19 protein-coding genes are annotated in these 21,938 nt (G+C 63.7%); 8 read left to right on the forward strand and 11 right to left on the reverse strand.

The window, feature by feature from the left end:
• Positions 1-7 precede the first annotated feature (7 nt).
• The gene (locus GSQ83_RS10300) at positions 8-1,534 is read left to right on the forward strand and encodes a sodium:proton antiporter (RefSeq protein WP_158802811.1); all 1,527 of its coding nucleotides are present in this window, start codon (positions 8-10) and stop codon (positions 1,532-1,534) included.
• A gap of 22 nt (positions 1,535-1,556) precedes the next feature.
• Here GSQ83_RS10300 and GSQ83_RS10305 read toward each other — a convergent pair whose 3' ends face one another.
• Entirely contained in the window at positions 1,557-2,162 is a 606-nt protein-coding gene (locus GSQ83_RS10305) for a DUF5666 domain-containing protein (RefSeq protein WP_158802812.1), read from the reverse strand.
• 229 nt (positions 2,163-2,391) lie between these two features.
• Here GSQ83_RS10305 and GSQ83_RS10310 point away from each other — a divergent pair, with 229 nt between their 5' ends.
• From GSQ83_RS10310 to GSQ83_RS10320, 3 genes are all read left to right on the forward strand, one after another.
• Positions 2,392-3,489 (forward strand): efflux RND transporter periplasmic adaptor subunit, encoded by a 1,098-nt coding sequence (locus GSQ83_RS10310; protein ID WP_158802813.1) that lies wholly within the window; start codon positions 2,392-2,394, stop codon positions 3,487-3,489.
• A gap of 34 nt (positions 3,490-3,523) precedes the next feature.
• Positions 3,524-6,667 carry an efflux RND transporter permease subunit gene (locus GSQ83_RS10315; protein ID WP_158802814.1) on the forward strand — a complete coding sequence of 1,048 codons (3,144 nt, stop codon included), beginning with the start codon at positions 3,524-3,526 and terminating at the stop codon, positions 6,665-6,667.
• 123 nt (positions 6,668-6,790) lie between these two features.
• Positions 6,791-8,224 carry an NAD-dependent succinate-semialdehyde dehydrogenase gene (locus GSQ83_RS10320; RefSeq protein ID WP_158802815.1) on the forward strand — a complete coding sequence of 478 codons (1,434 nt, stop codon included), beginning with the start codon at positions 6,791-6,793 and terminating at the stop codon, positions 8,222-8,224.
• Positions 8,225-8,249: 25 nt separating this feature from the next.
• Here the strand turns inward: GSQ83_RS10320 and GSQ83_RS10325 are convergent, their stop codons facing one another.
• On the reverse strand, positions 8,250-9,284 hold the full coding sequence (locus tag GSQ83_RS10325; protein WP_158802816.1) for an LLM class flavin-dependent oxidoreductase: 1,035 nt from the start codon (positions 9,282-9,284) through the stop codon (positions 8,250-8,252).
• 185 nt (positions 9,285-9,469) lie between these two features.
• On the opposite strand from GSQ83_RS10325, the gene GSQ83_RS10330 reads away from it, so the two are divergent.
• Positions 9,470-10,756 carry an MFS transporter gene (locus GSQ83_RS10330; protein ID WP_158802817.1) on the forward strand — a complete coding sequence of 429 codons (1,287 nt, stop codon included), beginning with the start codon at positions 9,470-9,472 and terminating at the stop codon, positions 10,754-10,756.
• Between the two features lie 45 nt (positions 10,757-10,801).
• Here GSQ83_RS10330 and GSQ83_RS10335 read toward each other — a convergent pair whose 3' ends face one another.
• From GSQ83_RS10335 to GSQ83_RS10375, 9 genes are all read right to left on the reverse strand, one after another.
• Positions 10,802-11,497 (reverse strand): hypothetical protein, encoded by a 696-nt coding sequence (locus GSQ83_RS10335; protein WP_158802818.1) that lies wholly within the window; start codon positions 11,495-11,497, stop codon positions 10,802-10,804.
• A 315-nt stretch (positions 11,498-11,812) separates the two neighbouring features.
• Positions 11,813-12,244 carry a CBS domain-containing protein gene (locus tag GSQ83_RS10340; RefSeq protein WP_158802819.1) on the reverse strand — a complete coding sequence of 144 codons (432 nt, stop codon included), beginning with the start codon at positions 12,242-12,244 and terminating at the stop codon, positions 11,813-11,815.
• 171 nt (positions 12,245-12,415) lie between these two features.
• Positions 12,416-13,141: a FadR/GntR family transcriptional regulator gene (locus tag GSQ83_RS10345; RefSeq protein WP_158802820.1), complete on the reverse strand. Its 726-nt coding sequence runs from the start codon at positions 13,139-13,141 to the stop codon at positions 12,416-12,418.
• Between the two features lie 57 nt (positions 13,142-13,198).
• A complete protein-coding gene (locus GSQ83_RS10350) occupies positions 13,199-14,038 on the reverse strand; it encodes a FadR/GntR family transcriptional regulator (RefSeq protein WP_158802821.1) in 840 nt (279 codons plus the stop codon).
• Between the two features lies 1 nt (position 14,039).
• Positions 14,040-14,768 carry an ABC transporter ATP-binding protein gene (locus GSQ83_RS10355; protein ID WP_158802822.1) on the reverse strand — a complete coding sequence of 243 codons (729 nt, stop codon included), beginning with the start codon at positions 14,766-14,768 and terminating at the stop codon, positions 14,040-14,042.
• A complete protein-coding gene (locus GSQ83_RS10360) occupies positions 14,765-15,493 on the reverse strand; it encodes an ABC transporter ATP-binding protein (protein ID WP_158802823.1) in 729 nt (242 codons plus the stop codon). The genes GSQ83_RS10355 and GSQ83_RS10360 overlap by 4 nt, the downstream gene beginning before the upstream one ends.
• A 4-nt stretch (positions 15,494-15,497) precedes the next feature.
• On the reverse strand, positions 15,498-16,550 hold the full coding sequence (locus GSQ83_RS10365; protein WP_158802824.1) for a branched-chain amino acid ABC transporter permease: 1,053 nt from the start codon (positions 16,548-16,550) through the stop codon (positions 15,498-15,500).
• The gene (locus GSQ83_RS10370) at positions 16,547-17,416 is read right to left on the reverse strand and encodes a branched-chain amino acid ABC transporter permease (RefSeq protein ID WP_158802825.1); all 870 of its coding nucleotides are present in this window, start codon (positions 17,414-17,416) and stop codon (positions 16,547-16,549) included. Before GSQ83_RS10370 ends, GSQ83_RS10365 begins: the two co-directional genes overlap by 4 nt.
• A gap of 114 nt (positions 17,417-17,530) precedes the next feature.
• Positions 17,531-18,775, reverse strand: a complete 1,245-nt coding sequence (locus GSQ83_RS10375) for an ABC transporter substrate-binding protein (protein ID WP_158802826.1) — start codon at positions 18,773-18,775, stop codon at positions 17,531-17,533.
• Positions 18,776-19,000: 225 nt separating this feature from the next.
• Between GSQ83_RS10375 and GSQ83_RS10380 the strand changes: the two genes are divergently transcribed.
• The 3 genes from GSQ83_RS10380 to GSQ83_RS10390 are packed head-to-tail and all read left to right on the forward strand — an operon-like array spanning position 19,001 to position 21,909.
• On the forward strand, positions 19,001-19,987 hold the full coding sequence (locus GSQ83_RS10380) for an aldo/keto reductase (RefSeq protein ID WP_158802827.1): 987 nt from the start codon (positions 19,001-19,003) through the stop codon (positions 19,985-19,987).
• Between the two features lie 49 nt (positions 19,988-20,036).
• On the forward strand, positions 20,037-20,903 hold the full coding sequence (locus tag GSQ83_RS10385; protein WP_158802828.1) for an amidohydrolase: 867 nt from the start codon (positions 20,037-20,039) through the stop codon (positions 20,901-20,903).
• 13 nt (positions 20,904-20,916) lie between these two features.
• Positions 20,917-21,909: an aldo/keto reductase gene (locus tag GSQ83_RS10390; RefSeq protein ID WP_158802829.1), complete on the forward strand. Its 993-nt coding sequence runs from the start codon at positions 20,917-20,919 to the stop codon at positions 21,907-21,909.
• Positions 21,910-21,938: the final 29 nt, after the last annotated feature.

Below are 21,938 nucleotides of genomic sequence, written 5' to 3' on the forward strand. Positions count from 1 at the left end.
ATAACGCATGATCGTTTTTGAGCTCGTGCTGGGCCTCCTGCTCGCGGGCGTCTGCCTGGCCTTGCTGGCGCCCAGGATTGGCGTACCCTGGCCCGCGCTGCTGGCTCTGGCGGGCGTGGTGCTGGCGCTGATTCCGGGTGTGCCGGAGGTGACGTTGGACCCTCGGCTGGCCCTCGGCCTCTTCGTGGCACCTGTGCTGCTCGACGCCGCCTATGATGCGAGCCCGCGCGACCTTCGGCAGAACTGGGCGGCGGTCACCGGCCTAGTTCTGGTCGCTGTCGGTCTCACCGTGGCCGGGGTGGCGGCCACCGCGCATTGGCTGAATCCCGCGATGCCTTGGGCGGCGGCCATTGCGCTGGGCGCGATCGTTGCCCCGCCCGACGCCGCCGCCGCGACCTCGGTGCTGCGGCAGGTGCGGCTGCCGCACCGCATGCTGGTTATTCTGGAAGGCGAAAGCCTGCTGAACGACGCCTCCGCCCTGTTGATCTATCGCCTCGCCGTCGGTGCCGCGGCCGGTGGCGTGACGCTTTATACCGGCCCGATGATTGCCTTGTCGGCGGCGGGCGGTGTTTTGCTGGGTATGGTGCTCGCGCGCGGCTTCCTCGCGATCTCGTCCCGCATCGAGGAAGGGCCGGCCGCCGTGCTGCTGCAATTCCTCGGCACCTTCGGCGTCTGGCTCCTGGCGGACAGGCTGGCCCTATCGCCGGTTCTCACCGTGGTTGCCTTTGCTGTCACCCTTGCGCGCGTGGCTCCGGGCCGCATGAGCGCACGGCACCGGCGCGCGAGCTACGCGGTGTGGGAGGTGGTCGTTTTTGTGCTGAACGTGCTCGCCTTTATCCTCGTGGGCTTGCAGCTTCGCGGCATCCTCACCCGGCTGCACGGACTTCCGGGCCGCTATGCCACCTTCGGCCTCGCCGTGCTGGCCGCCTGCATCCTCATCCGGTTCGCCTGGGTGATGACCCACAACACCGCCTTGCGCTGGACGCGGCGGCGAGCCCTGGCACGGGGCGCCGAAGCTTTGACGCCACCCACCATCCAGGGGGGCCTGGTGATCTCCTGGTGCGGGATGCGCGGCATCGTCACCCTCGCCGCGGCGCTCGCCCTGCCCGAGCAGTTCCCCGAGCGCGACCTGATCGTGTTCACCGCCTTCTGCGTGGTGTTGGGGACGCTGGTTTTGCAGGGGATCACGCTTCGCCCGTTCCTGGCCCGGCTGACGCTGCAGCAGGATGACAGCGTAGCGGATGAGGTGGGCATGGCTCGCGCCGAGGCAGCGCGCGCCGCGCTTGAGGCTTTGGGCGACGATCGGGCGAGTGACATCGGCCGCTTCGTCGCCAAGGAATATGAGGCGCGGCTTAGGTCAGACGCTCAAGCGGAAACCAAGCTGGCAGCCGTCGCCGCGCTGCGCCGGCGTGCCCTGGGGGCGGAGCGTCAGCGTCTGGCAGCATTGTTGCGGGAGGGCCGGATCGGCGACGACGCCTTCCACCTCGTTGAAGAGGAACTGGACTGGGCGGAGGCCAACGAGCGAGAACACTGACTGGCCTCCTTCGCCGGTCTCGTTATGTCGGAGGCACGAGGCCGTTCAGGCCGACCGAGACGTTGAGCGCGTGAATAGAGCCGTCCGTGTCCTTGGCCCCCGACGCGCTGACATGGGCGCCGACGGTCAGCAAAGCGCGATCCCCCGGCACGATGCTGACGATCGGAACATCGGGCGGCACAACGATGATCTTCTGGCCGCCATGATACGTCACCGTCATTGTGTCGCCATTCGCGACGACCAGCTTACCCACGGTGCCGTTCGTCATCGAACTGCCTTTGCCCTGATCCCAGGGGCGATGGCCCTCGCCCATGCCGCGCAGGCTCGGCGGAAAGACGTGAACTTCGAGCGCCTTGAGCTTGCCGTCCGGCAATGGGATCGCGGCGCTGCCGATGAAGCTGCCTGGCTTGATATCGCTCAGCTTTGCGATGGTCATGCCGGCGATCCGGGTCTTGTCGGTCAAAACATACACGACCTTCGCACCTGACCGGCTTGTAACGTCAAGTTCATTTCCGCTGACGCTAGTAATGACGCCCCGCGTCCGAAGCGGATGGGCAGGCTGCGCCAAGGCCACGCCAGATACGAGGCAAGCGCCAATTGCGGCTGCCAAGAACGACATCTTTGCCATTGTTATTCCTCGATCTGAGAAAGCTGTCATGCTGCGGGAAGTCTGGGGGTTTCAATTTGCAGACATAGCTCAGCAGGCCACCCGCGTTTGTGAAGAAGTGTTTCCTGTTGGACGAAGGCGTTCCCGCGATGGAAGGTCTATGGCATCTAGGATCATGGAGTCACGGAACACCGAAGAGGAGCTCCCAGCCGCGGGAGCATCGGGAGGCAGACGGCGCCTAAGAATTTGGTTGTTTGCGACTCTTGGCGTCGCTGCCGCGGCGATCTTGGTCGGCATGCAATTTCGGTCTCCGGCGGAGAGCGAAACAACGCATGCCCCAGCCGCTGTTCCTGTCACGATCATCAAGGTGGGACGTTCCGATGTGCCGGTCTTCGCGAACGGCATCGGCACTGTGCAGCCCTACCGAACTGTCGTTGTCAAAGCGCGGGTCACGGGCACGATTGACAAGATCGCCTTCACGGAAGGCCAGGAAGTAAAGCCCAACGATCTTCTCGCCACGATCGACCCCCGGCCCTATGCCGCCGCTTTCGCCCAGGCGCAGGCCAAGCAGGCGGCCGATCAGGCTTTGGCGACGAATGACGAGGTGAATCTCAAGCGTGATTCGAGCCTCGCCGCGAACAGCTATGCCAGCAAGCAGCAAGTCGACAACGACATGGCGACGATGCGGGAGCTTCAGGCCAATGTCGCGGCGGACAAGGCGGCGGTGGATACGGCCGCGTTAAACCTCAGTTTTTGCAATATCACCTCGCCGATTTCCGGGGTGGTGGGATTCCAGCAAGTCAATGCCGGCAACCTGGTTCAGGCCGGGGATAGCCAAGGCATTGTCACCATCAATCAGGTTCACCCGATCTCCGTCGTCTTCACCCTGCCCGAGGACACGCTGCCCGCCGTGCAAGCCGCGATGGCGCATGGCAAGGCGCGAGTGCTCGCCTTCGCGGACGATAATGTGACGCAGATCAGCGCTGGCACTTTGCTGACGCCCAGCAACACGATCAACATCAGCACCGGCACGATCGCCCTGAAGGCGATTTTCCCCAATCTCGACAACAGATTGTGGCCGGGCCAATTCGTGAATGCCCATCTGGAGCTTTCGGTTCAGTCCAATGCCGTGACGGTGCCGATAGAGGCCATCCAGCACGGGCCGAACGGGCTCTATGTCTATGTCGTGAAATCCGATGACAAGGTGGCTAACCAGCCGATCACGGTCGGCTACCAGAACGACAAGATCGCCGTGGTGGCGACCGGCCTCAATGGCGATGAGAAGGTCGTTCTCAACGGTCAATCCCGCCTTCAGAACGGCACGATGGTCGCGGCCAAATCAAGCTAGCCTGGCTACCCATCCAAGGGAATGACGGCACAGAATGAGCATCTCTTCGCCCTTCATCCGGCGGCCGATCGCCACGTCCCTGATGGTCGCGGCGATTGTGCTTGGTGGCCTCGCAGCCTTTCCGCTTCTGCCGATCGCGCCCCTGCCCCAGGTCGACTTTCCGACCATCACGGTGACCGCGAAATATCCGGGTGCCAGTCCGGATACGATGGCGTCCAGCGTCGCCGAGCCGCTCGAATCGCAGTTCTCGCAGATCGCGGGCATGACGGAAATGACCTCGAGCAACGTGCAGGGCACCAGCACGATCACCCTGCAGTTCGATCTCAACCGCAATATTGATGCGGCCTCAACGGATGTGCTCGAGGCGATCAACGCGGCGCAGGGCCAGCTCCCGAAGAACCTGCCGAGCTCGCCGACGATCCGCAAGATCAATCCGGCCGACGCACCCATCATGATCCTGTCGGTGCATTCGGATGAGATGCCGCTGACCGAGGTGGATGACGAGGCCGAGAACCTGCTCGCGCAGAGGTTGTCGCAGATCGCCGGCGTATCGCAGGTTGTGGTGGGCGGTCAGCAGAAACCCGCGATCCGGGTGCAGATCGATCCGGCCAAGCTCGCGTATATGGGCCTTACGCTAGAGGATGTGCGCACCGTCCTGAATGAGGCGACGGTCAATTCGCCGAAAGGCAGCATCGACGGACCAACCCAATCCTACACCGTCCTCGACGACGACCAGCTCACCACGCCTTCGCCTTACGACAATATCGTTGTCGCCTATAAGAACGGCGCGCCTGTTCGCATTCGGGATATCGGCACGGCGGTGCGCGGCGCGCAGAACCGTGAGCTTCGGGGCTGGCAAAGCAGCCAAGGCAGCGAGGTCAAGCGCGGCGTGCTGCTGCTGATCTTCAAGCAGCCGGGCGCCAATGTCATCGCGACCGTCGATCGCGTGAAGGCGGCGCTGCCGCCGCTGGAAGCCAGCATTCCTCCGGCGATCCATGTCAGCACCATCGTCGATCGCACACAAACGATCCGCGCCTCGGTTCGCGATGTCGAGTTCACGCTGCTGCTCTCCGTGGCGCTGGTCGTGATGGTGATCCTGCTATTCCTGCGTAACCTGTGGGGAACCATCATCCCGAGCATCACGGTGCCGGTGGCGCTGATCGGCACCTTCGGGGCGATGTATCTGTTCAACTTCAGCCTCGACAATCTGTCGCTGATGGCGCTGACGATTTCCGTCGGCTTCGTCGTTGATGACGCCATCGTCATGCTGGAGAATATCTACCGGCATATCGAAGAGGGCATGAGTCCGAAGGAGGCGGCGCTTCAGGGCGCGGGCGAGATCGGATTCACCATCGTCTCGATCAGTCTCTCGCTGATCGCCGTGTTCATTCCGCTGCTGCTGATGGGCGGCATCGTCGGCCGGTTGTTCCGCGAATTCGCGATGACGGTGGCGGTCGCCGTGGTGATGTCGGCTTTCGTGTCGCTGACGCTGACGCCGATGATGTGCTCGCGCCTGCTCAGCCGCCACCACGGCGCGCATGGCCGAATATTCCGCTTCATCGAGGCGGGGTTCGTGGGATTGATCGACGGCTACCGCCGCACGCTCGATATCGCGCTGCGCTTCCGGTTCTTCACCCTGCTGACGTTTCTGGCGACCGTCGGATTCACGGTCTTCCTGTATGTGATCATCCCGAAGGGTTTCTTCCCCACCCAGGATATCGGGATGATCATCGGAACCTCGGTGGCGGCGCAGGACGCGTCCTTCGACCAGATGGTCGAGGTGCAGTCGAAGCTCAACGAACTCGTCAAGGATGATCCGGCAGTCGCCGGCTTCGCTTCGCAGGTCGGAGCGGGCACGGCGGGCGCGCAGGGCAACCAAGGGCGCTTCTACATCAACCTCAAGCCCTGGAGCCAACGACCCGGCGACCCCGTGATGAAGGTCATCGCCCGGCTGGCCGAGAAGGCCCGCGCGATGCAGGGCGTCAATCTGTATCTACGGCCCGGTCAGGACATCAATGTCGGCGGACGGCTGGCGCTGACACTTTACCAGTACACCCTGCAGGATCCGGATTCCGACCAGCTCAACTATTGGGCGCCGAGGATCCTCGCGAAGGTGAAGACCCTGCCGATGCTCCGGGATGTCGCGACCGACCAGCAGATTGCGGGCACGACGACCACGCTGAAGATCAAGCGTGACGTTGCCGAGACCTATGGCATCCGCCCGCAACAGATCGACGACACGCTGTACGACGCTTTCGGCCAGCGCGAGGTCACGCAGTATTTCACGCAGCTAAGCTCTTACTACGTGATTCTCGAAGTGCCTCCGAGGCTGGAAGGGAAGCTCAGCACGCTCGATGAGCTTTATGTGAAGGGCAGCAGCGGTCAGGTGATCCCGCTGTCGCAGCTTGTCGAAATCGACAGCGCTCCGGTGGCGCCGCTCGCCGTCAATCATCAGAGCCAGTTCCCGGCGGTCACCATCTCCTTCAATCTCGCGGCTGGCGCCTCGCTCGGCGAGGCAGTCGATGCGATCAACAAGATGCGCGGGCAGCTCGGCGCGCCGCTGGCGCTGCAAGGCTCGTTCCAGGGCACGGCGCAGGCTTTTCAGTCGTCACTCAGCAGCGAGCCCTATCTGGTCGCCGCCGCTCTCATCTCCGTCTACATCATCCTGGGGATGCTGTACGAGAGCTACATCCTGCCGCTGACGATCCTTTCGACCTTGCCCTCAGCGGGGGTCGGCGCGCTGCTCATGCTGATGCTGGCGAAGACGGATCTGTCGGTCATCGCGATGATCGGCATCATCCTGCTGATCGGCATCGTGAAGAAAAACGGAATCATGATGGTCGATTTCGCCATCACGGCGGAGCGGCGAGATGGGCTGCCACCGCTCACCGCCATCCGCCAAGCCTGCCTGCTGCGGTTCCGGCCGATCCTTATGACGACGATGGCGGCCATGCTGAGCGGCCTGCCGCTCATGCTGGAATCCGGCGCGGGCTCCGAGCTGCGCAAACCGCTGGGCTATGCGATGGTCGGCGGGTTGCTGCTGAGCCAAGTCCTCACGCTCTACACGACGCCGGTCATCTACCTTTATCTGAATCGGCTGGAGCGCTGGCTGACGCCGCGCCGGCGAGCGCGCCTGCCGGCCTTGGCAACCAAGATGGGCGTTTTGGCGGCGGATTAGGGCGCCGCCAAGCCCGCTCGCATAGCTGCGCAGCAACGATTACCCCTTCTCGTTTGGGCGTGTCTTCGACACTTCGGGTGCAACGCACCATTTGTAGACGCGCGACACTGAAAGGGCTCCGACATGCCGAACTATCCCAACACCCAGCTTTTCATCGACGGCCAATGGGGTCCGGCCGCAGCGGGCGGCGTGCTGCCCGTGCTCAACCCGGCGACCGGCGAACAGATCGGCACCCTCGCTCGCGCCGAGAAGGCGGACCTCGACCTAGCGCTCGCGGCGGCGGATCGCGGCTTCAAGGTGTGGCGTAATACCTCGGCCTATGAGCGCGCCAAGATCATGCGCACGGCCGCCAATCTGCTGCGGGAGCGCGCGGAGGGCATCGCCCACCTCATGACGATGGAGCAGGGCAAGCCCCTTGCTGAATCGCGTATGGAGACGCTGGCTGGCGCCGATATCATCGATTGGTTCGCGGGCGAGGCCCAGCGGGCCTATGGCCGGGTCATCCCCTCGCGCGCGCCGCATGTTTTCCAGACCGTGGTGCGCGAGCCGGTGGGTCCTGTCGCGGCCTTCGCGCCGTGGAATTTCCCGATCAACCAGGTCGTCCGCAAGGTTTCGGCGGCGCTCGCGGCGGGTTGCTCGATCATCGCCAAAGGCCCCGAGGAAACGCCGGCTTCTCCGGCCGAGCTGGTGCGGGTCTTTGCCGATGCAGGGGTGCCGGCGGGCGTGATCAACCTCGTCTATGGTGATCCGGGGACGATTTCCTCCTACCTCATCCCGCACCCCGTCATCCGCAAGATCACCTTCACGGGGTCCACCGCGATCGGCAAGAAGCTGGCGGGGCTGGCGGGCGAGCATATGAAGCGCGCGACGATGGAGCTTGGCGGCCACGGCCCGGCCATCGTCTTCGACGACGCCGATATCGAGCTGGCGACGCGGCTGCTGGCCGCCGGCAAGTTCCGCAATGCGGGCCAAGTCTGTGTCTCGCCGACGCGCTTTCTGGTGCAGGAAGGCGTCTACGACCAGTTCGTCGAGGGCTTCGCCGCCGCCGCCCGCGCCATCAAGGTCGGTGACGGTCTGGCGGAGGGAACGGTGATGGGGCCGCTCGCCAATGCCCGCCGGGTGCAGGCGATGGAGGGTTTCGTGCAGGACGCCGTTCAGCAGGGCGCCAAGCTAGTGACGGGCGGCGAGCGGATCGGCAATGCAGGCAACTTCTTCCAGCCGACCGTGCTCAGCCGGGTGCCGACCACCGCGCGCGCCATGAACGAGGAGCCGTTTGGTCCGCTCGCGCTGATGGTGCCCTTCGCCAAGTTGGACGATGCCATCACTGAGGCGAATCGGCTGCCCTATGGGCTGGCCGCCTATGCCTATACGCGCTCGTCCGCGACCTCCCAGGCGCTGTCCACCTCGGTCGAGAGCGGCATGATCTCGATCAACCATGCGGGCCTCGCCTTGGTGGAGACGCCCTTCGGCGGGGTGAAGGAGTCGGGATATGGGTCCGAGGGCGGCTCGGAGGCGATCGACAGCTATCTGGTCACCAAGTTCATCACCCACGCCTGAGACGGGTTCGAACAGCAGCGCGCCCTTATGCGGCGCGTTGCTGTCCGGCGGTGACTTGCGGCCAGACTTCCGACAATAGCTTGAAGGATCGCAGCCTCGCGCTGTGGTCGAAGATATTGGCGGTGGCGATCACCTCATCGACCTTTGTGCGCGCGACAAAATCCTCCAGACCCTGACGCACCGTCTCAGGCGCGCCGATCACCGCGTAGCGGAAAGTGCTGGAGAGGGCGGCACGCGCGAATTGCAGCTCCTCCGCCTCTGGGTCGATCGGCGGCGGTAGCTGCCTCGGCCTGCCCGTGCGCAGCGCGATGAAAGCCTGTTCGAGGGAAGTGAAGAGGCGCCGCGCCTCGGCATCCGTGTCCGCCGCGAAGACGTTGATGCAGGCGGCGGCATAAGGCTGCGCGAGGTCCTCGGAAGGCCGGAATCCACTGCGGTAGATTTCGAGCGCCTGCAACAAGTAGTCGGGCGCGAAATGCGACGCGAAGGCGAAGGGCAACCCGAGGGCGGCCGCCAGCTGCGCGCCGAACAGGCTCGAGCCCAGGATCCAGATCGGCACATTCAGGCCTCGCCCGGGAATGGCGCTGACGGCCTGGCCCGGCTCGCCCGGTCCGAAAAAATGCAGCAGCTCCACCACATCGCGCGGAAAGGAATCGGCGGCGGCGTGGAGATCGCGCCGCATCGCGCGAGCAGTGACCTGATCGGTTCCAGGCGCCCGGCCGAGGCCAAGGTCTATGCGGCCCGGATGCAGCGCCGCGAGGGTGCCGAACTGCTCGGCAATCAGCAGGGGCGCGTGGTTCGGCAGCATTATACCGCCGGAACCGACGCGAATGGTGGTGGTGCCCGCAGCGACATGGGCGAGCGCCACCGCTGTCGCGGCGCTCGCGATGCCGGGCATGTTGTGATGCTCCGCCAGCCAGAAGCGGCGGAAGCCGAGCGCCTCCACGTGCCGCGCCAAATCGAGCGCATGACCCAGCGCGTGACCCGCATCGGAGCCCTCAGCGATCGGCGCCAGATCCAGCACGGACAGTGGCAAGCCGGATGCGGATAGCAGCGGTGACATGGGCAAAATCTCCAGGCGTGGCACTGAGACAGAAATCGGCACGCGATGATCAATCGACAACTGTAGAACGATTGCCGCAGGCCTGTGATGCTCCCGGCTCGGCATGGCTGCACACCAAGGCGGGACGGCGGCCGGTCCCATGGGATAGGTTGCCGGAGCCCTGAGAAGACACTAGCCGGGACATCATGCGCGCTCCCCTCGCCCCGATTGCTCCCGTCCTGCTTGGCGTGCTGATCGCCGAGGTCGCGCTCGGCATGCTCACGACTCTCATCCCGCTTTCGCTGTCCAGCCGCGGCGTCGCGGCAGGCACCATCGGTTTCGTGGGTTCGGGTTACTTTCTGGGTTTCCTCATCGGCACCCTCACCTGTGCGAGACTGGTGCGCGCGGTGGGCCATATTCGCGCCTTCACCGTTTTCGCCGCTTTGGGCGCGGACTGCGCGCTGCTGATGACGACAACCCACTCGCCCTGGGTCTGGACTGGCTTACGCCTCGTCATGGGATGGCAGATGAGCGGGCTGTTCCTGGTGGCGGAAAGCTGGCTGAACGACAAAGCCGACAGCGAGACGCGCGGCCGCACCTTCGGAGCCTATCTGCTGATTTCCTGGGGCGGCGCTGCTGCCGGCCCACTCGCCTTCGGGTTGCTGCGGAGCACCGATACGGCGCTGATCATGGTCGGCGTTGCCTTCGCAAGCGCATTGCTGCCGATGGCGCTAAGTCCAGTTTCAAACCCGCCGCTAGGCGATCGGCGCCGGCTGAGCCTCGCGCGTCTGTACAGTATCTCGCCGATGGGCATGACCTGCGTCATCGCCTCCGGCTTTTTCAACAGCTCGTTCTATACGCTGGTGCCGGTCTATCTCGAGCGGCACGGATACGGGTTGGAGCATGTGCCGATCTTTCTCTCGTCGGCATTGGTGGCGGCGCTGCTCGTGCAATATCCGGTCGGCATGGCCGCGGACCGTTTCGGGCGCCGGCCGATGACCGTGGCGTCGCTTGGCCTCGCGGTGATCATTTCGATCTCTCTCGCGGTCTGCGGCGCGGCACCGTTTTGGGTGCTGATCGTGCTCGGCTGCCTGCTCTCGGGTGTGACCGCGCCGCTGTATGGGCTTGGCGCGGGACAGACCAATGACCGGGTTTCGCGCGGTGACTATGTGGCGGCGAGCGGGGGCCTGTTGTTCGCCTGGGCGCTCGGCTCGACGGTCGGGCCTTTGGCGGCGGGCGCTGTCATGGCACGCGCCGGAGCCAATTCGCTCTTCGCGGTTCTCGCGGTGGCGCTGTTGCTGCTCTCCGGCTTCACGCTGCTGCGCATTCGCCAGAGTGCGAGCGTGCCGAATGAAAGCGCATTCGTTGTGGCCCGCAGGGCGCCAGCCCTGATGGCCGAACTCAATCCCGAGGCTCCGCCAGAGACGGAGACGGAGCCAGAGCCCGTGGCTGGGCCGCCGCCGTCCCGGCCGCGGCGGACCAAATTCGGCTGATGCGTGTTCCCGCGCGCGAGTTTATGCGCGCCGCAAGTGCGGATGTCAGGCCGCGTCGCTGTCCAGCACGGAGAGATCCACCGGTTGCAGTGAAAACCACACCGGGTCTGCGCTGCGAGCGGAGGCCCGCAGGATCGGCTTGATGGCGGAGAGAAGATCATCCAGCGAGCGGAAGGGTGCCAGGCTTTCCTCACCATCCGCTGTGCGCATGACGAGCCCGACGCCTGGTTTTGCCAGCTTCGCGCCGACCTTCGTGGGCGCTGGACCAGATGTGCGGGCGGGAGGTCGCGCCGCCTTGGGTGCCGGTAGCGAAGCGGACGAAACCGGCTCCACGGCGCGAACCTCGGTTTGTCCAGTCTCCTGAGCGAGGACCGCACTCAGGGTTGTCCGCTCGAAGCTGAGAACGTTCCCGTTTTCCTCGCTCGGCGGAGCGGTTTCCACGCTCTCTGGCCGATCCGGCTTGGCAGGCTCAATTGCCGGCTCAAGTTCGGCGACTTGGTGTTCTTCCTCGCTGGCGGAAACCACGGCCGTCACTGTCGGCGGAGCCTGGTCGAGAGCTAGCGGCTGCTGCGCAGCGCCCTGCCCCGACGCTTCGCCCATCGAACGGCGCAGCTTTCCAAGCAGGACATAGATATTGGCAGGCGTGCAGCCGAACTCGGCCGCGACTTCCGAGACCTTGCGATTTTCGACGTCGACCATTCGCAAGATCGCCGGATGGTCTTCTTTGCTAATGCGCGCCATTCGTCGCCCTTCCTTCTCCATCGCCAACCGCCCGACTCGGCGTGAACGAAACAAGAACGTAGCGGTGCCTGTTCGATTCGTAAAGGCCCATGGTGGCGTGGTTGAGCGAGTAGATTGGCGGAAAAAGCGACCGGTCTGGGTTTCGGAGTGGGGTGTCTCTGTGGTTTGAACCATGCTCACTCCACCACGTCATGCTCGGCGAAGGTCGGGCATCCACGCCTTTGCTTTGCGTGGACGAAGGCAGACGTGGATGGCACGCCTTCGCGTGCCATGACGGGGCTTTGGGTCGCGTTTCAGTCTTAAATCGTCTCCGCGTTAACTGCCGCCCGCCACGTACGAGCGCAAGTTCTCCACCTCGTAGGCCTGCTCGGTGAGCAGCGCTTTAACTACGTCACCAATGCTGATGATGGCGGTCATCCGCCCTTGCTCCATCACGGGCAGATGGCGAAACCGTCCGGCTGTCATCGCAGCCATCGCCTGTTCCACCGTCGCGTCCGGCGTGGTGGTCTGGACACTTCGGGTCATGGTGTCCCCCACTTTCAGAGTGAGCGCGCCCGCGCCGTGCTGAGCGAGGGCACGGATGATGTCCCGCTCGCTGATGATCCCGTCGAGGCCGCCGCCACCCGATACGGGAGCGGCACCGATACGGTGCGTGGCGAGGAGCGCCACGACCTCGGAGAGCGGAGCGCTGGGGCTCACGGTGATAATCTCGCCCTGCTTGTGTCGAAGAATGGCTGCGATGATCACGTCACGGATCCTTCCATTTGCGAGAGCTTCTAGAGGCCTCGTTTTCCCATACCTGAGCGCGACAAGGCTGCGGCCGGCGGGCTGAACCTAAGCTTAGCCGATTGGGCGCGGCAAAACGCAACATTCCACAAAACCAAAGCGTGCCTCGGGACCATCCCCGGGCGAACCGCCTCACAACCCAAGCTTCTGGAGGCGCGCGTAGGACTTCCGGAGATGAGATCGCGCGGCAAGGCGCGCGGCGGAGGCGTCTCCCCGCGCGATGGCGGTCACGATCGACTCGTGTTCGCCGTGGAGCCGGCGCATGTACAACTCGCGCTCCCGGTCGCTCATCTCGTCGAGGCGAAGGCGCCGCTGGGGGATGATCGCGCTGCCGACCACGTCGAAGACCCGGCTGAAATAGGGGTTGTCGGCGGCGAGCAGCATGGTGCGGTGAAAGGTGAAATCCTCCTCGGCACCCGAACGGCTGGCAAGGATCGCATCGGAGATCGCGGCCAATGCCGCTCGCAGCCGCGACAGATCCTCCTCGGTCCGCCGGACCGCGGCGAGCGAGGCTGCTTCCGCCTCTATGCCAAGCCGCAGTTCATAGATTCGAAGGGCGTCTGCCAGGCCCGCCTTCGAGTCGATCGAGAAGGAACGTGGCGTCGCACTTTCGGCGACGAAGGCGCCAAGGCCCTGGCGAGTCGTGATGAGACCTCGTGCCCTGAGCGAAGCCAGTGCTTCCCGGACGACCGTGCGGCTGACGCCGGTCGCCGTCACAATCGCCTGTTCGGTCGGCAGACGCTGACCCGGCGCCAGCTCCCCCGATTCTATCTGGCTTACCAGAGTGTCGATAAGGCCAGCCGTCAGGTTTGGCGCCTGCTCGATGCGGTCGAATACCGCCGGCCTCCTACCGCCCATTCTCCCCCCGTCCTCTGATCCTCATGGACGTAGATAGCGCGGCAAGCAGGGTGGCGTTCAAGATTCCGCCCGGGCCTGCCGGTTCGTGCCCGTGGCTCGGCGGGGCCTAGGCTTCGGCTGCCCGCTTTCCACGAGCGGCCGGCTCCGCGCCTCGCCGGACCGCCCGACTGGCTTGTCACCGAGCTCAGAGCTGGGCTCCGCCGTGATGCGGGTTCGGGCGGCGGCCAGATGCCGGCGCATGGCCTGTTCGGCTGACGCCTCGTCCCGCGCTTCAATGGCGGCGAGGATCTCATGATGCTCGCGCTCCGTCATCGCAGCCATCTCGTCGGAACGATGCTGGTTGCCAGCCGCGATGATGCTCTCGCGGACACGCTCGGCGACGAAAGTCACGATCTGGATGACATAGGTATTGTGGGTCGCCCGCGCGATTGCCTGGTGAAACTCCAGGTCGCCCTTTAGCCAGCCGACGCTGCCGAACAATGATGAGGACATGATGCCGAGGGCGGCGCGCATCGCCTCCAGATCGGTGGCAGTGTACGACTTGGCTGCGAGCCCAGCGGCTTGCACCTCCAATATGCCGCGAAACTGGAACAGCGAGTCGAAAGCGTCGCCGGGCTGCTGCGCGTCATGTTCAATCTTCAGCACGCTGGATTGCGAGGCCTCCGACACGAAGGCGCCGCGGCCTTGCTGGGACCAGATGCGGCCCTCATAGCGCAAACGCGCGATGGCTTCCCGCACCACGTTGCGGCTGACGCCAAAAGTCGTGGCCAAAGCTTGTTCGGTGGGAAGCTGGTCGCCGGGGCGCAGGCGTCCTTGGGCGATTTCGCGTGTGATCGAACTCGCCACCAACGTCGGCAGATGCGGACCGCGACTGACTTTGCGGAGCTTCAGAGGCATTTCAGTGCCCCTGCGGCGTATTGCCAAGATAGAGATCGCGCATGAGACGATCGTCCCGCAGCTCCGAAATCGGGCCGGAGGCGACAATGCGGCCGTTGTGCAACAAATAGCCGCGTTCGGCGACGGTCAGCGCGAGACCGGCGTTCTGCTCGACCAGCAGTACAGCGGAGGCGAAGGTTTTCTTCACGTCCATGATGACGGCGCGCAGATCCTTGACGAGCTTTGGCGACAATCCGAGGGATGGTTCATCCAGCAGCAGAATTCGTGGCCGCGCCATCAGCCCCCGCGCGATCGCCAGCATCTGCTGCTGACCGCCGCTCAGCTCGCCGCCTTTTGCGCCGCGCTTCTGTGCCAGAATTTCGAAGTAGGACTCCATCAGCTTGACGTCTTCCTCCACCGCGTCGCGGTCCTTGCGGGCATAGGCACCGAGCCGGAGGTTCTCGCGCACCGTCATATCAGCGAAGATCTTGCGGCCCTCGGGCACCATGATGATTCCGAGACCCACCGCGCGATCGGCCGGCGTATTGGTGACATCGCGATCATCGAAGCGGATGCTGCCGCTGCGCGGTTTAAGCAGGCCGGAGATGGCGCGCAGCAGTGTGGATTTGCCTGCGCCGTTCGGGCCGAGGATCGTCACAATCTCGTTTTGGCCAACGGTCAGCGACACGTCGCGATTGACCGTCACGGGTCCGTAGGCTGTGCCCAGATGCTCGACCTGGAGGAGCGTCATAGATCGACCCCCAGATAGACTTCGAGCACTTTCGCGTTCTGCAAAACCTCAGCGGGCGCGCCTTCGGCGATTTTGGTGCCGAAGTTGAGAACGATGAAGTGGTCGCAGACGGCCCCCATCAGCGCCATGTCGTGGTCGATCAGGCAGACGCCGATACCCATTTTCGGGAAACGCAGAATCAGCTCTCGCAAGTCGCCTGCTTCGCTGTCGCTTAGCCCGGCGGCCGGCTCGTCGAGCAACAGCAATACCGGATCGGCGGCGAGCGCCACGGCGATGCCCAGGCGGCGTAGATTGCCGAAGGACATCGAGCCGGCGACTTCCTCGCCCAGGCCATCGAGCCCCACGAATGCCAGAACCTCGTCCGGCGAGCGCCATCTACGGTCCGTGGATCCTATGCTGCGGCCGTGCTCGAAGCCGATGCTGACATTGTCGCGCACCGACAGGCCGGGATAGGACATCGCTTGCTGGAAGGTCCGCACCAGGCCCAAGCGCGCGATCCTGTAGGCTGGAAGTGCGGTGATGTCCTGACCGTTCCATGTCACTCGGCCAGCAGTGGGCTTATGGGCGCCTGTCACGACGTTGAAGAGAGTCGTTTTGCCCGATCCATTGGGGCCGATGATCCCGGTTATGCCCGAACCATCGATCGAAACATCGACACCGGCGAGGGCCACGACGCCGCCGAATTTCTTGCGCAGACCGGTGATTTCAAGTCTTGCCGCGACCATCCCGCTAACCCTTCTCGGCCCGGCGCTGGCGGCCGATCATCGATCGATACAGGCCGAGAAGGCCTCCGCTGACGCCCGCAGGTAGCAGCAGGATGACGAGGAGCAAGCCGACACCGTAGGCGATGCGGGAATCGATCGGGTCGAGTCCGCCGACCTCGGGCAGGAATGTCACGATGATCGCGCCGAGCAGAGGACCATAGAGCGGACGGGCACCGCCCAGCATGACCATCAAAGCGAGATACAGGCTGGGGAATGCGCCGTAGAGCGGTGGTGATATGTGCCGCAGATAATAAGTCTGGAGGATGCCAGCCGCCCCCGCGAAGGCGCCGCTGAGGGCGAAAACGCCGATCTTGTGGAAGTTGGTGTTGATGCCAACCGCGCGGGCGAGCGGCTCATTCTCACGGATCGCCCAGAGGGTGCGGCCGTAGGGCGAATGCACGATGACATAGGTCAGAACAAGAGAGACCACCAGCGCGAGCATCACGAGATAGTACATGTTCCGCAGCTTGGCGAGGTTGATGCCGAAAGGTCCCGCGATCGGCCCGACATCGAGACCCGTTGCCGCGCCTGTAAAGTCACCGCCATTGGTGAGCGCAATCACCAGCAGCGCGCAGAAGCAGAAGGTGATGATTATGTAGTGTTGCCCGCCCACCCGAAGCGACGGCAGCCCTACCAGCCCCGCCGCCAGGGCCGAAAGCAGGATAGATGCGGGCAAAGCGAGCCAGAATCCGATCCCCAGTTGGTTTGCGAGGATCGCGGCCGTGTAGCCGCCGATGCCCATGATTCCCGCATGACCGACCGACATGATACCCGCCTGGCCGAATTGCAGCGCGAGACCGTACAGCGCGATCGCCGTGAAACCTGTGGTGATCGCGAGAGACAGGAACCGATAGCCCGGATTGAAGAAAGGAAAGGCAATCAGGAAGGCCAGTATCGCGACGCCCATCACGATGTGATCGAGCGGCGGCCGCTCCAGCCAGCCGGAAGAGCCTGTCTTTCGTGTGTTGAGCGAAAAGCCGGGCGCCGTCACGGCGTCTCTCCGCTGATCGGCGCTCATGTGGCGCGCGGCCCGAGCGTGCCGCCCAGCAAGCCCTGCGGCCGGAGGATGAGGATCACGATCATCACCACCAGCGAATAGGCATCGGTCCATTGCGGATAGCCGTATTGCGCGCTCAAGGCATCGACCAGGCCGAGAACCAGGCCGCCGACTACGGCGCCTCCGACATTACCGAGGCCACCGATGAGCGACACCGCGAAGCCACGGATGATGACGACGCTGCCGGTGAAGGGCGTGATCGGAAACAGCGCGATCATCAGGGCGCCACCGAGGCCCGCCAGCACGCTGCCATAGATGAAAACGCCGGTGACATAGCGCCGCACGGGAATGCCCATCAGCGCGGCGGTGTCCTGATCGGAGACACTCGCCCGCAGCGCGACACCGTAGCGGCTTCGCGTGATGCCGAAATAGGTGATCGCGACGACAACGACCGTGATCGCCACGACGATCGCGCGCATGGCGATGATGTCCACGCCACCGATCACCCAGACTTTGGCGATCGGATCGGGAATGCTCTTCTGCACCTCGTTCAGCGCCTTGATCACGACATTCTGCAGGATTACGCTAAGGCCGATCGACATGATGAAGCCGTTCATCGGTCGATTGAGCGTGAAGCGGAACAGGGTGCGCTCCGCCACGTAGCCCAGCACACCAACGGCCGCCATGGCGCCGAACATCGCGATGAAGAAATTCACGCCGGCCATTACCAGCAGCCACGTCACCATGCCGCCGACCATGAGGAACTCGCCATGCGCGAAGTTCACAATCCCCGCGAGGCCGAAGATCAGGGTGATCCCCATGCCGATCAGGATGGTGACGCTGGCAACAGAGAGGCTGTTGATCAGCTGCTGGAGAAAGATATCCATGGTCCGTTCTGCATCCCGGCAAAGTCAGGTGTTCGCTCGCGGAGGTGGGCCGGAGACGAAGCGCTAATGCTCGCCACCCGGCCCTTTAGCCTGGGCCCGGAATCTGACGATCCGTCAGCCGCCGGCATCGCCGGGCGGTGGCGCCGGAGGAGGCTGCTCGGTCGCGCAATGAAAGTCGTCCGAGGTATTCGGCTTCACGACACAGACTTCGGTCGCGAAGGTAACCTGGTGATTGGCGTTGAAGACCAGCGGCACGGGCGAGACCACGCCCTGATATTGCATCTTCAACAGGGCATCGACGACGCCATCCGGATTGTCGACGGACCCGACCTGCGTGAGCGCCTTCGCATACATGAAGAAGTAGTCGTAGTAGAGCAGCGAAACTGAGGATTGCGGGCCTTTGGAGGCACCGGAGGCGAAGTATTTCGTGAAGTAGTCATCCACTTCCGGCCGCTTCGGGCCGCCCCAGCATTCCGGCACACAGCTCATCGCGACGGGCACGGTCGCCTTGAGGTTACGCTGGGCGTAGATGCCAGGATCGACGCCAAACAGGAAATAAGCGGGCGCCACATGGATCTGCTCGGCCTGGGGGAAGGCTGTCAGCGTCGAATCGCCGTTGTACCAGAAATGCACGATATCCGGTTTCATGCCCTTGATGCGCGTCAGGATGGGCAGGAAATCCGTCGTGTCGGGCGGATATTTCACCAAGTCGACGGTCTGGCCGTCAGCCTCCAGCGCCTTCACGTAATGCGAGGAGAGATATTGCCCGGTCGCGTCATTGCCGACCAGAACGACGGAATGCACCGGCTTCGTCGCCAGCATCGGCGTCAGGAGTGAAAGCACACCCTTGGCCGTGCTGCCGCTGCGCTGCCATTCCTGCGGCTCGGTCTGGAAGGCGTAGTGCAGCCAGGCGCCAGGCGCGACCGATTTGGCATTCAGCGCACTGCCGAGCGAGCTATTCCCGGAGAACTGCAACACCTTCGCCGGACCGGTGATCTTGGCCATGGCGATGGAATAGTCGTGCGTTTCGGTGCCCCAGATCGCACTCACACCAATGTCATTGACCAGTTCGAGCGCGGCAGCGACGGTGACGTTCACGTCGGTCCGGTTATCGCGGATATAGAGTTTGATCTTATAGGTGTCGTTGCCGACCTTGATGCCGCCGGCGTCATTGATTTTCGTCGCCGCGAGTTTGGCTGCCGCGACGATCGTGTTGCCAGCGGAAACGAATGAGCCGGACTCCGCCGCCACGACGCCGATCTTCAGGTCTTTATCGGCTGCATGGGATGGCGGCGACAAGACTCCGAAAAGTCCCAACGCGGCGATCCCGAGCCCCAGTTTGAGTCTCAGCCTCTTCATCGGATTTTCCTCTGCAATTTTTGTTTCACTGGCTTTTTCGTGGCCGGCTTGTTCTGGAGGCGGTGGCGTGGTGACGGCCTAAACCCTCATCCGCCGCGAGACAAGGTCCTTTACCCTGTTGTCATACAACCCGATCTCCTCTAACTTTAGGCTCGATTGAAGTCAAGCGTGCACGAGCGGGCTGCAATGCGGCAGGAACAAGGTCGTGCGGCGGAAGGGAACGAGATGCGTAATCGAATCTTCGGGCGGACTGGCCGCGAGGTCAGCGAAATCGGCTTCGGCGCCTGGGCGATCGGCGCGAGCTGGGGGCATGTCGACGAGAATGACGCGCTTGATGCCTTACGCCATGCGCTGGATAGCGGCGTCACCTTCATCGACACAGCCGATGTCTATGGCGATGGACGCTCGGAGAAGCTGATTGCCCGGGTCCTGAAAGAGCGTGGCGCCGATCGGCCTTTCGTGGCGACCAAGGCTGGCCGCCGCCTGCCTTCTCAGACCGTAGCGGGCTACACTCAGAAAAACCTGACGGAATGGATCGAGCGAAGCCTGCGGAACCTCGAGGTCGACACGCTGGATCTGGTGCAACTGCACTGCCCGCCGACCGATCTCTACTACCACCCCGAGGTCTTCGGCTTTCTCGATACGCTGAAGCAGCAGGGCAAGATCCGTGACTATGGCGTGAGTGTCGAACGGATAGAGGAAGCGATCAAGGCGATCGAATATCCCGGCGTAGTAAGCATCCAGATCATCTACAATATCTTCCGCCAGAGGCCGGAGGAATTGCTGTTCGATCTCGCCCTGCAGAATCAGGTCGCGATCATCGCCCGCGTTCCGCTCGCGAGCGGGCTGCTCTCCGGCAAGTTCCGCGCGGATTCGAAGTTCGAGGAAACGGACCACCGCCAATTCAATCGCAATGGCGAGGCCTTCGATGTGGGCGAGACCTTCTCGGGCGTGCCCTATGACGTCGGCCTCGCGGCCGTCGAACGCGTGCGGCCGCTCGTCGCGGACAGTACCATTATGGCGCGCTTCGCGCTGCGGTGGATCCTGATGTCCGAGGCTGTCACGGTCGCGATTCCTGGCGCGCGCAATGCCGAGCAGGCTTGGTCGAATGCCGAAGCGGCCGCGCTGCCTCCGCTCGCGCCGGAGGTGATGGAGAAGCTCAAAGCGATCTACGACGAGGATATCCGGCCGCATGTCCACCAGCGCTGGTAGTCAGCCGCCAAACCACTGAGCGACCGACTGCCCAAACCATGGATCCGACATGACATCGCGCATCATCGACGCCCATCAGCATTTCTGGGATCCCGTCAACGGCGACTACGGCTGGCTGAGCGGCCCGTTCGAGCCGATCCGCAGAGTCTTCTCGCCCGCCGACCTCCAGCCGGCGATGGAGGAAAATGGCGTCGCCGCGACGGTTCTCGTTCAGACCTGGCACGATCTGAACGAGACCCGCGATTTTCTCAGTCTGGCTGAGCAGACGGATTTTGTTGCTGGCGTGGTCGGCTGGGTGGATCTGACGGACCCGAAGGTCGAGGAGGTTCTCGCAGCGCTGAAGGCCGGACCGGGCGGGCAGTGGCTCGTTAGCGTCCGGCACCTTCTGCATGAGGAGCCAGATCCAAAATGGCTGCTGCGTGAGGATGCGCAGCGCGGGCTGAGGGCAGTTACTGACGCAGGTCTTGCCTATGATCTCGTCGGCAAGACTGTCCATTTGCCCGGCATGATCCAGACGGTCGCCAACCATCCGCAGTTGCGTTTCGTTCTGGACCACATCGCGAAGCCGGAGATCAAGCAGGGTGTGATACAGCCTTGGGCATCGCTGATGACGGAGCTCGCGTCGCATCGCGATCACGTCTGGTGCAAGCTGTCGGGGATGATCACGGAAGCCGATTGGGAAAGCTGGTCGCCATCGGATCTGCGGCCCTATATCGCGGAGACCGTGCGGCTCTTTGGCCCCGAGCGTTGCATGTTCGGCACGGACTGGCCTGTCTGCCTTGTCGCAGGAAGCTATGGCCGAGTAATCAAAGCGCTTCGCGCCAATCTCGATTACCTGACTGAGGCACAGCGCGACCAGATCTTCGGTCGTTCGGTGATTGAAAGCTATCGGCTTCCCAGTCTCCGCGCAGGATGAGGAGGATTCGGCGATGAGCGGAAAACGCATCGGCTTCGCGTCGGCCATCGGTTTTGGCGGCAGCACGGTGGGGACGCTCTATCGTTCGATGTCGGATCAGCAGGCGGAGGAGGCACTGCGCGCGGCTTACGATGCGGGCCTGCGTTACTTCGATACGGCGCCGCTTTACGGCTACGGACTGAGCGAGCTGCGCTTCGGGCGGTTTCTTCGTTCGGTGCCGCGGGAAAGCTTCACGCTTTCCACGAAAGTCGGCCGATATCTGGTGCCACCGCGCGGCGAGACGGTCGATCAGGGAATCTGGGCCAATGCGCTACCGCTGAAGCCGGTCTTCGACTATAGTTACGATGGCACCATGCGGAGTTTCGAGCAAAGCGCCAGCCGGTTTGGCTTCGCGAGTTTCGATATTCTGTACATCCATGATGCTGATCGCTTCAATCATGGCGCTCACTATGATCGGATCTTCGGCCAGGCGATGGACGGCTGCTACAGGGCGCTCGACGAGCTGCGATCCGCCGGCGATATCCGCGCCATCGGTGTCGGCGTGAACGAAAGCGATGTCGCGACGCGTTTCCTGCGGGCGGCCGATTTCGACGCCATCATGATTGCCGGCCGATACACCTTGCTGCAGCAGGATGCTCTGACCGACCTGGTGCCCGAGGCGACGGCTAAGGGTGTCGAACTCGTCGCGGTCGGCGTCTTCAACTCCGGCATTCTGGCGGCAAGCGCGGCCAATGCGGCGGGCTCCACCTATAACTATGGGTCGATCCCACCGGAGATCGCGGAGAAAGCGCGAAAACTGCGCGAGGTTTGCGACGCGCATACTGTGCCGCTTCAGGCCGCGGCCATACAGTTCCCCTTGCGGCAACCGGCAATCTCGGCCGTGGTCATCGGCATGGGCAGCGCGAAGGAAGTCGCGCAGAACAATGAATGGGCGAAATGGCCCATCCCGCCGGCGCTATGGGCGGATCTCCGGTCCGCCGGGCTCTTGCGCGCCGACGCTCCTTGAGGGCATCGATACCTCTGCTTGAGGCTTTC

The organism is Acidisoma sp. L85, assembly GCF_009765865.1.
In the GTDB taxonomy this organism is placed as follows: domain Bacteria; phylum Pseudomonadota; class Alphaproteobacteria; order Acetobacterales; family Acetobacteraceae; genus Acidisoma.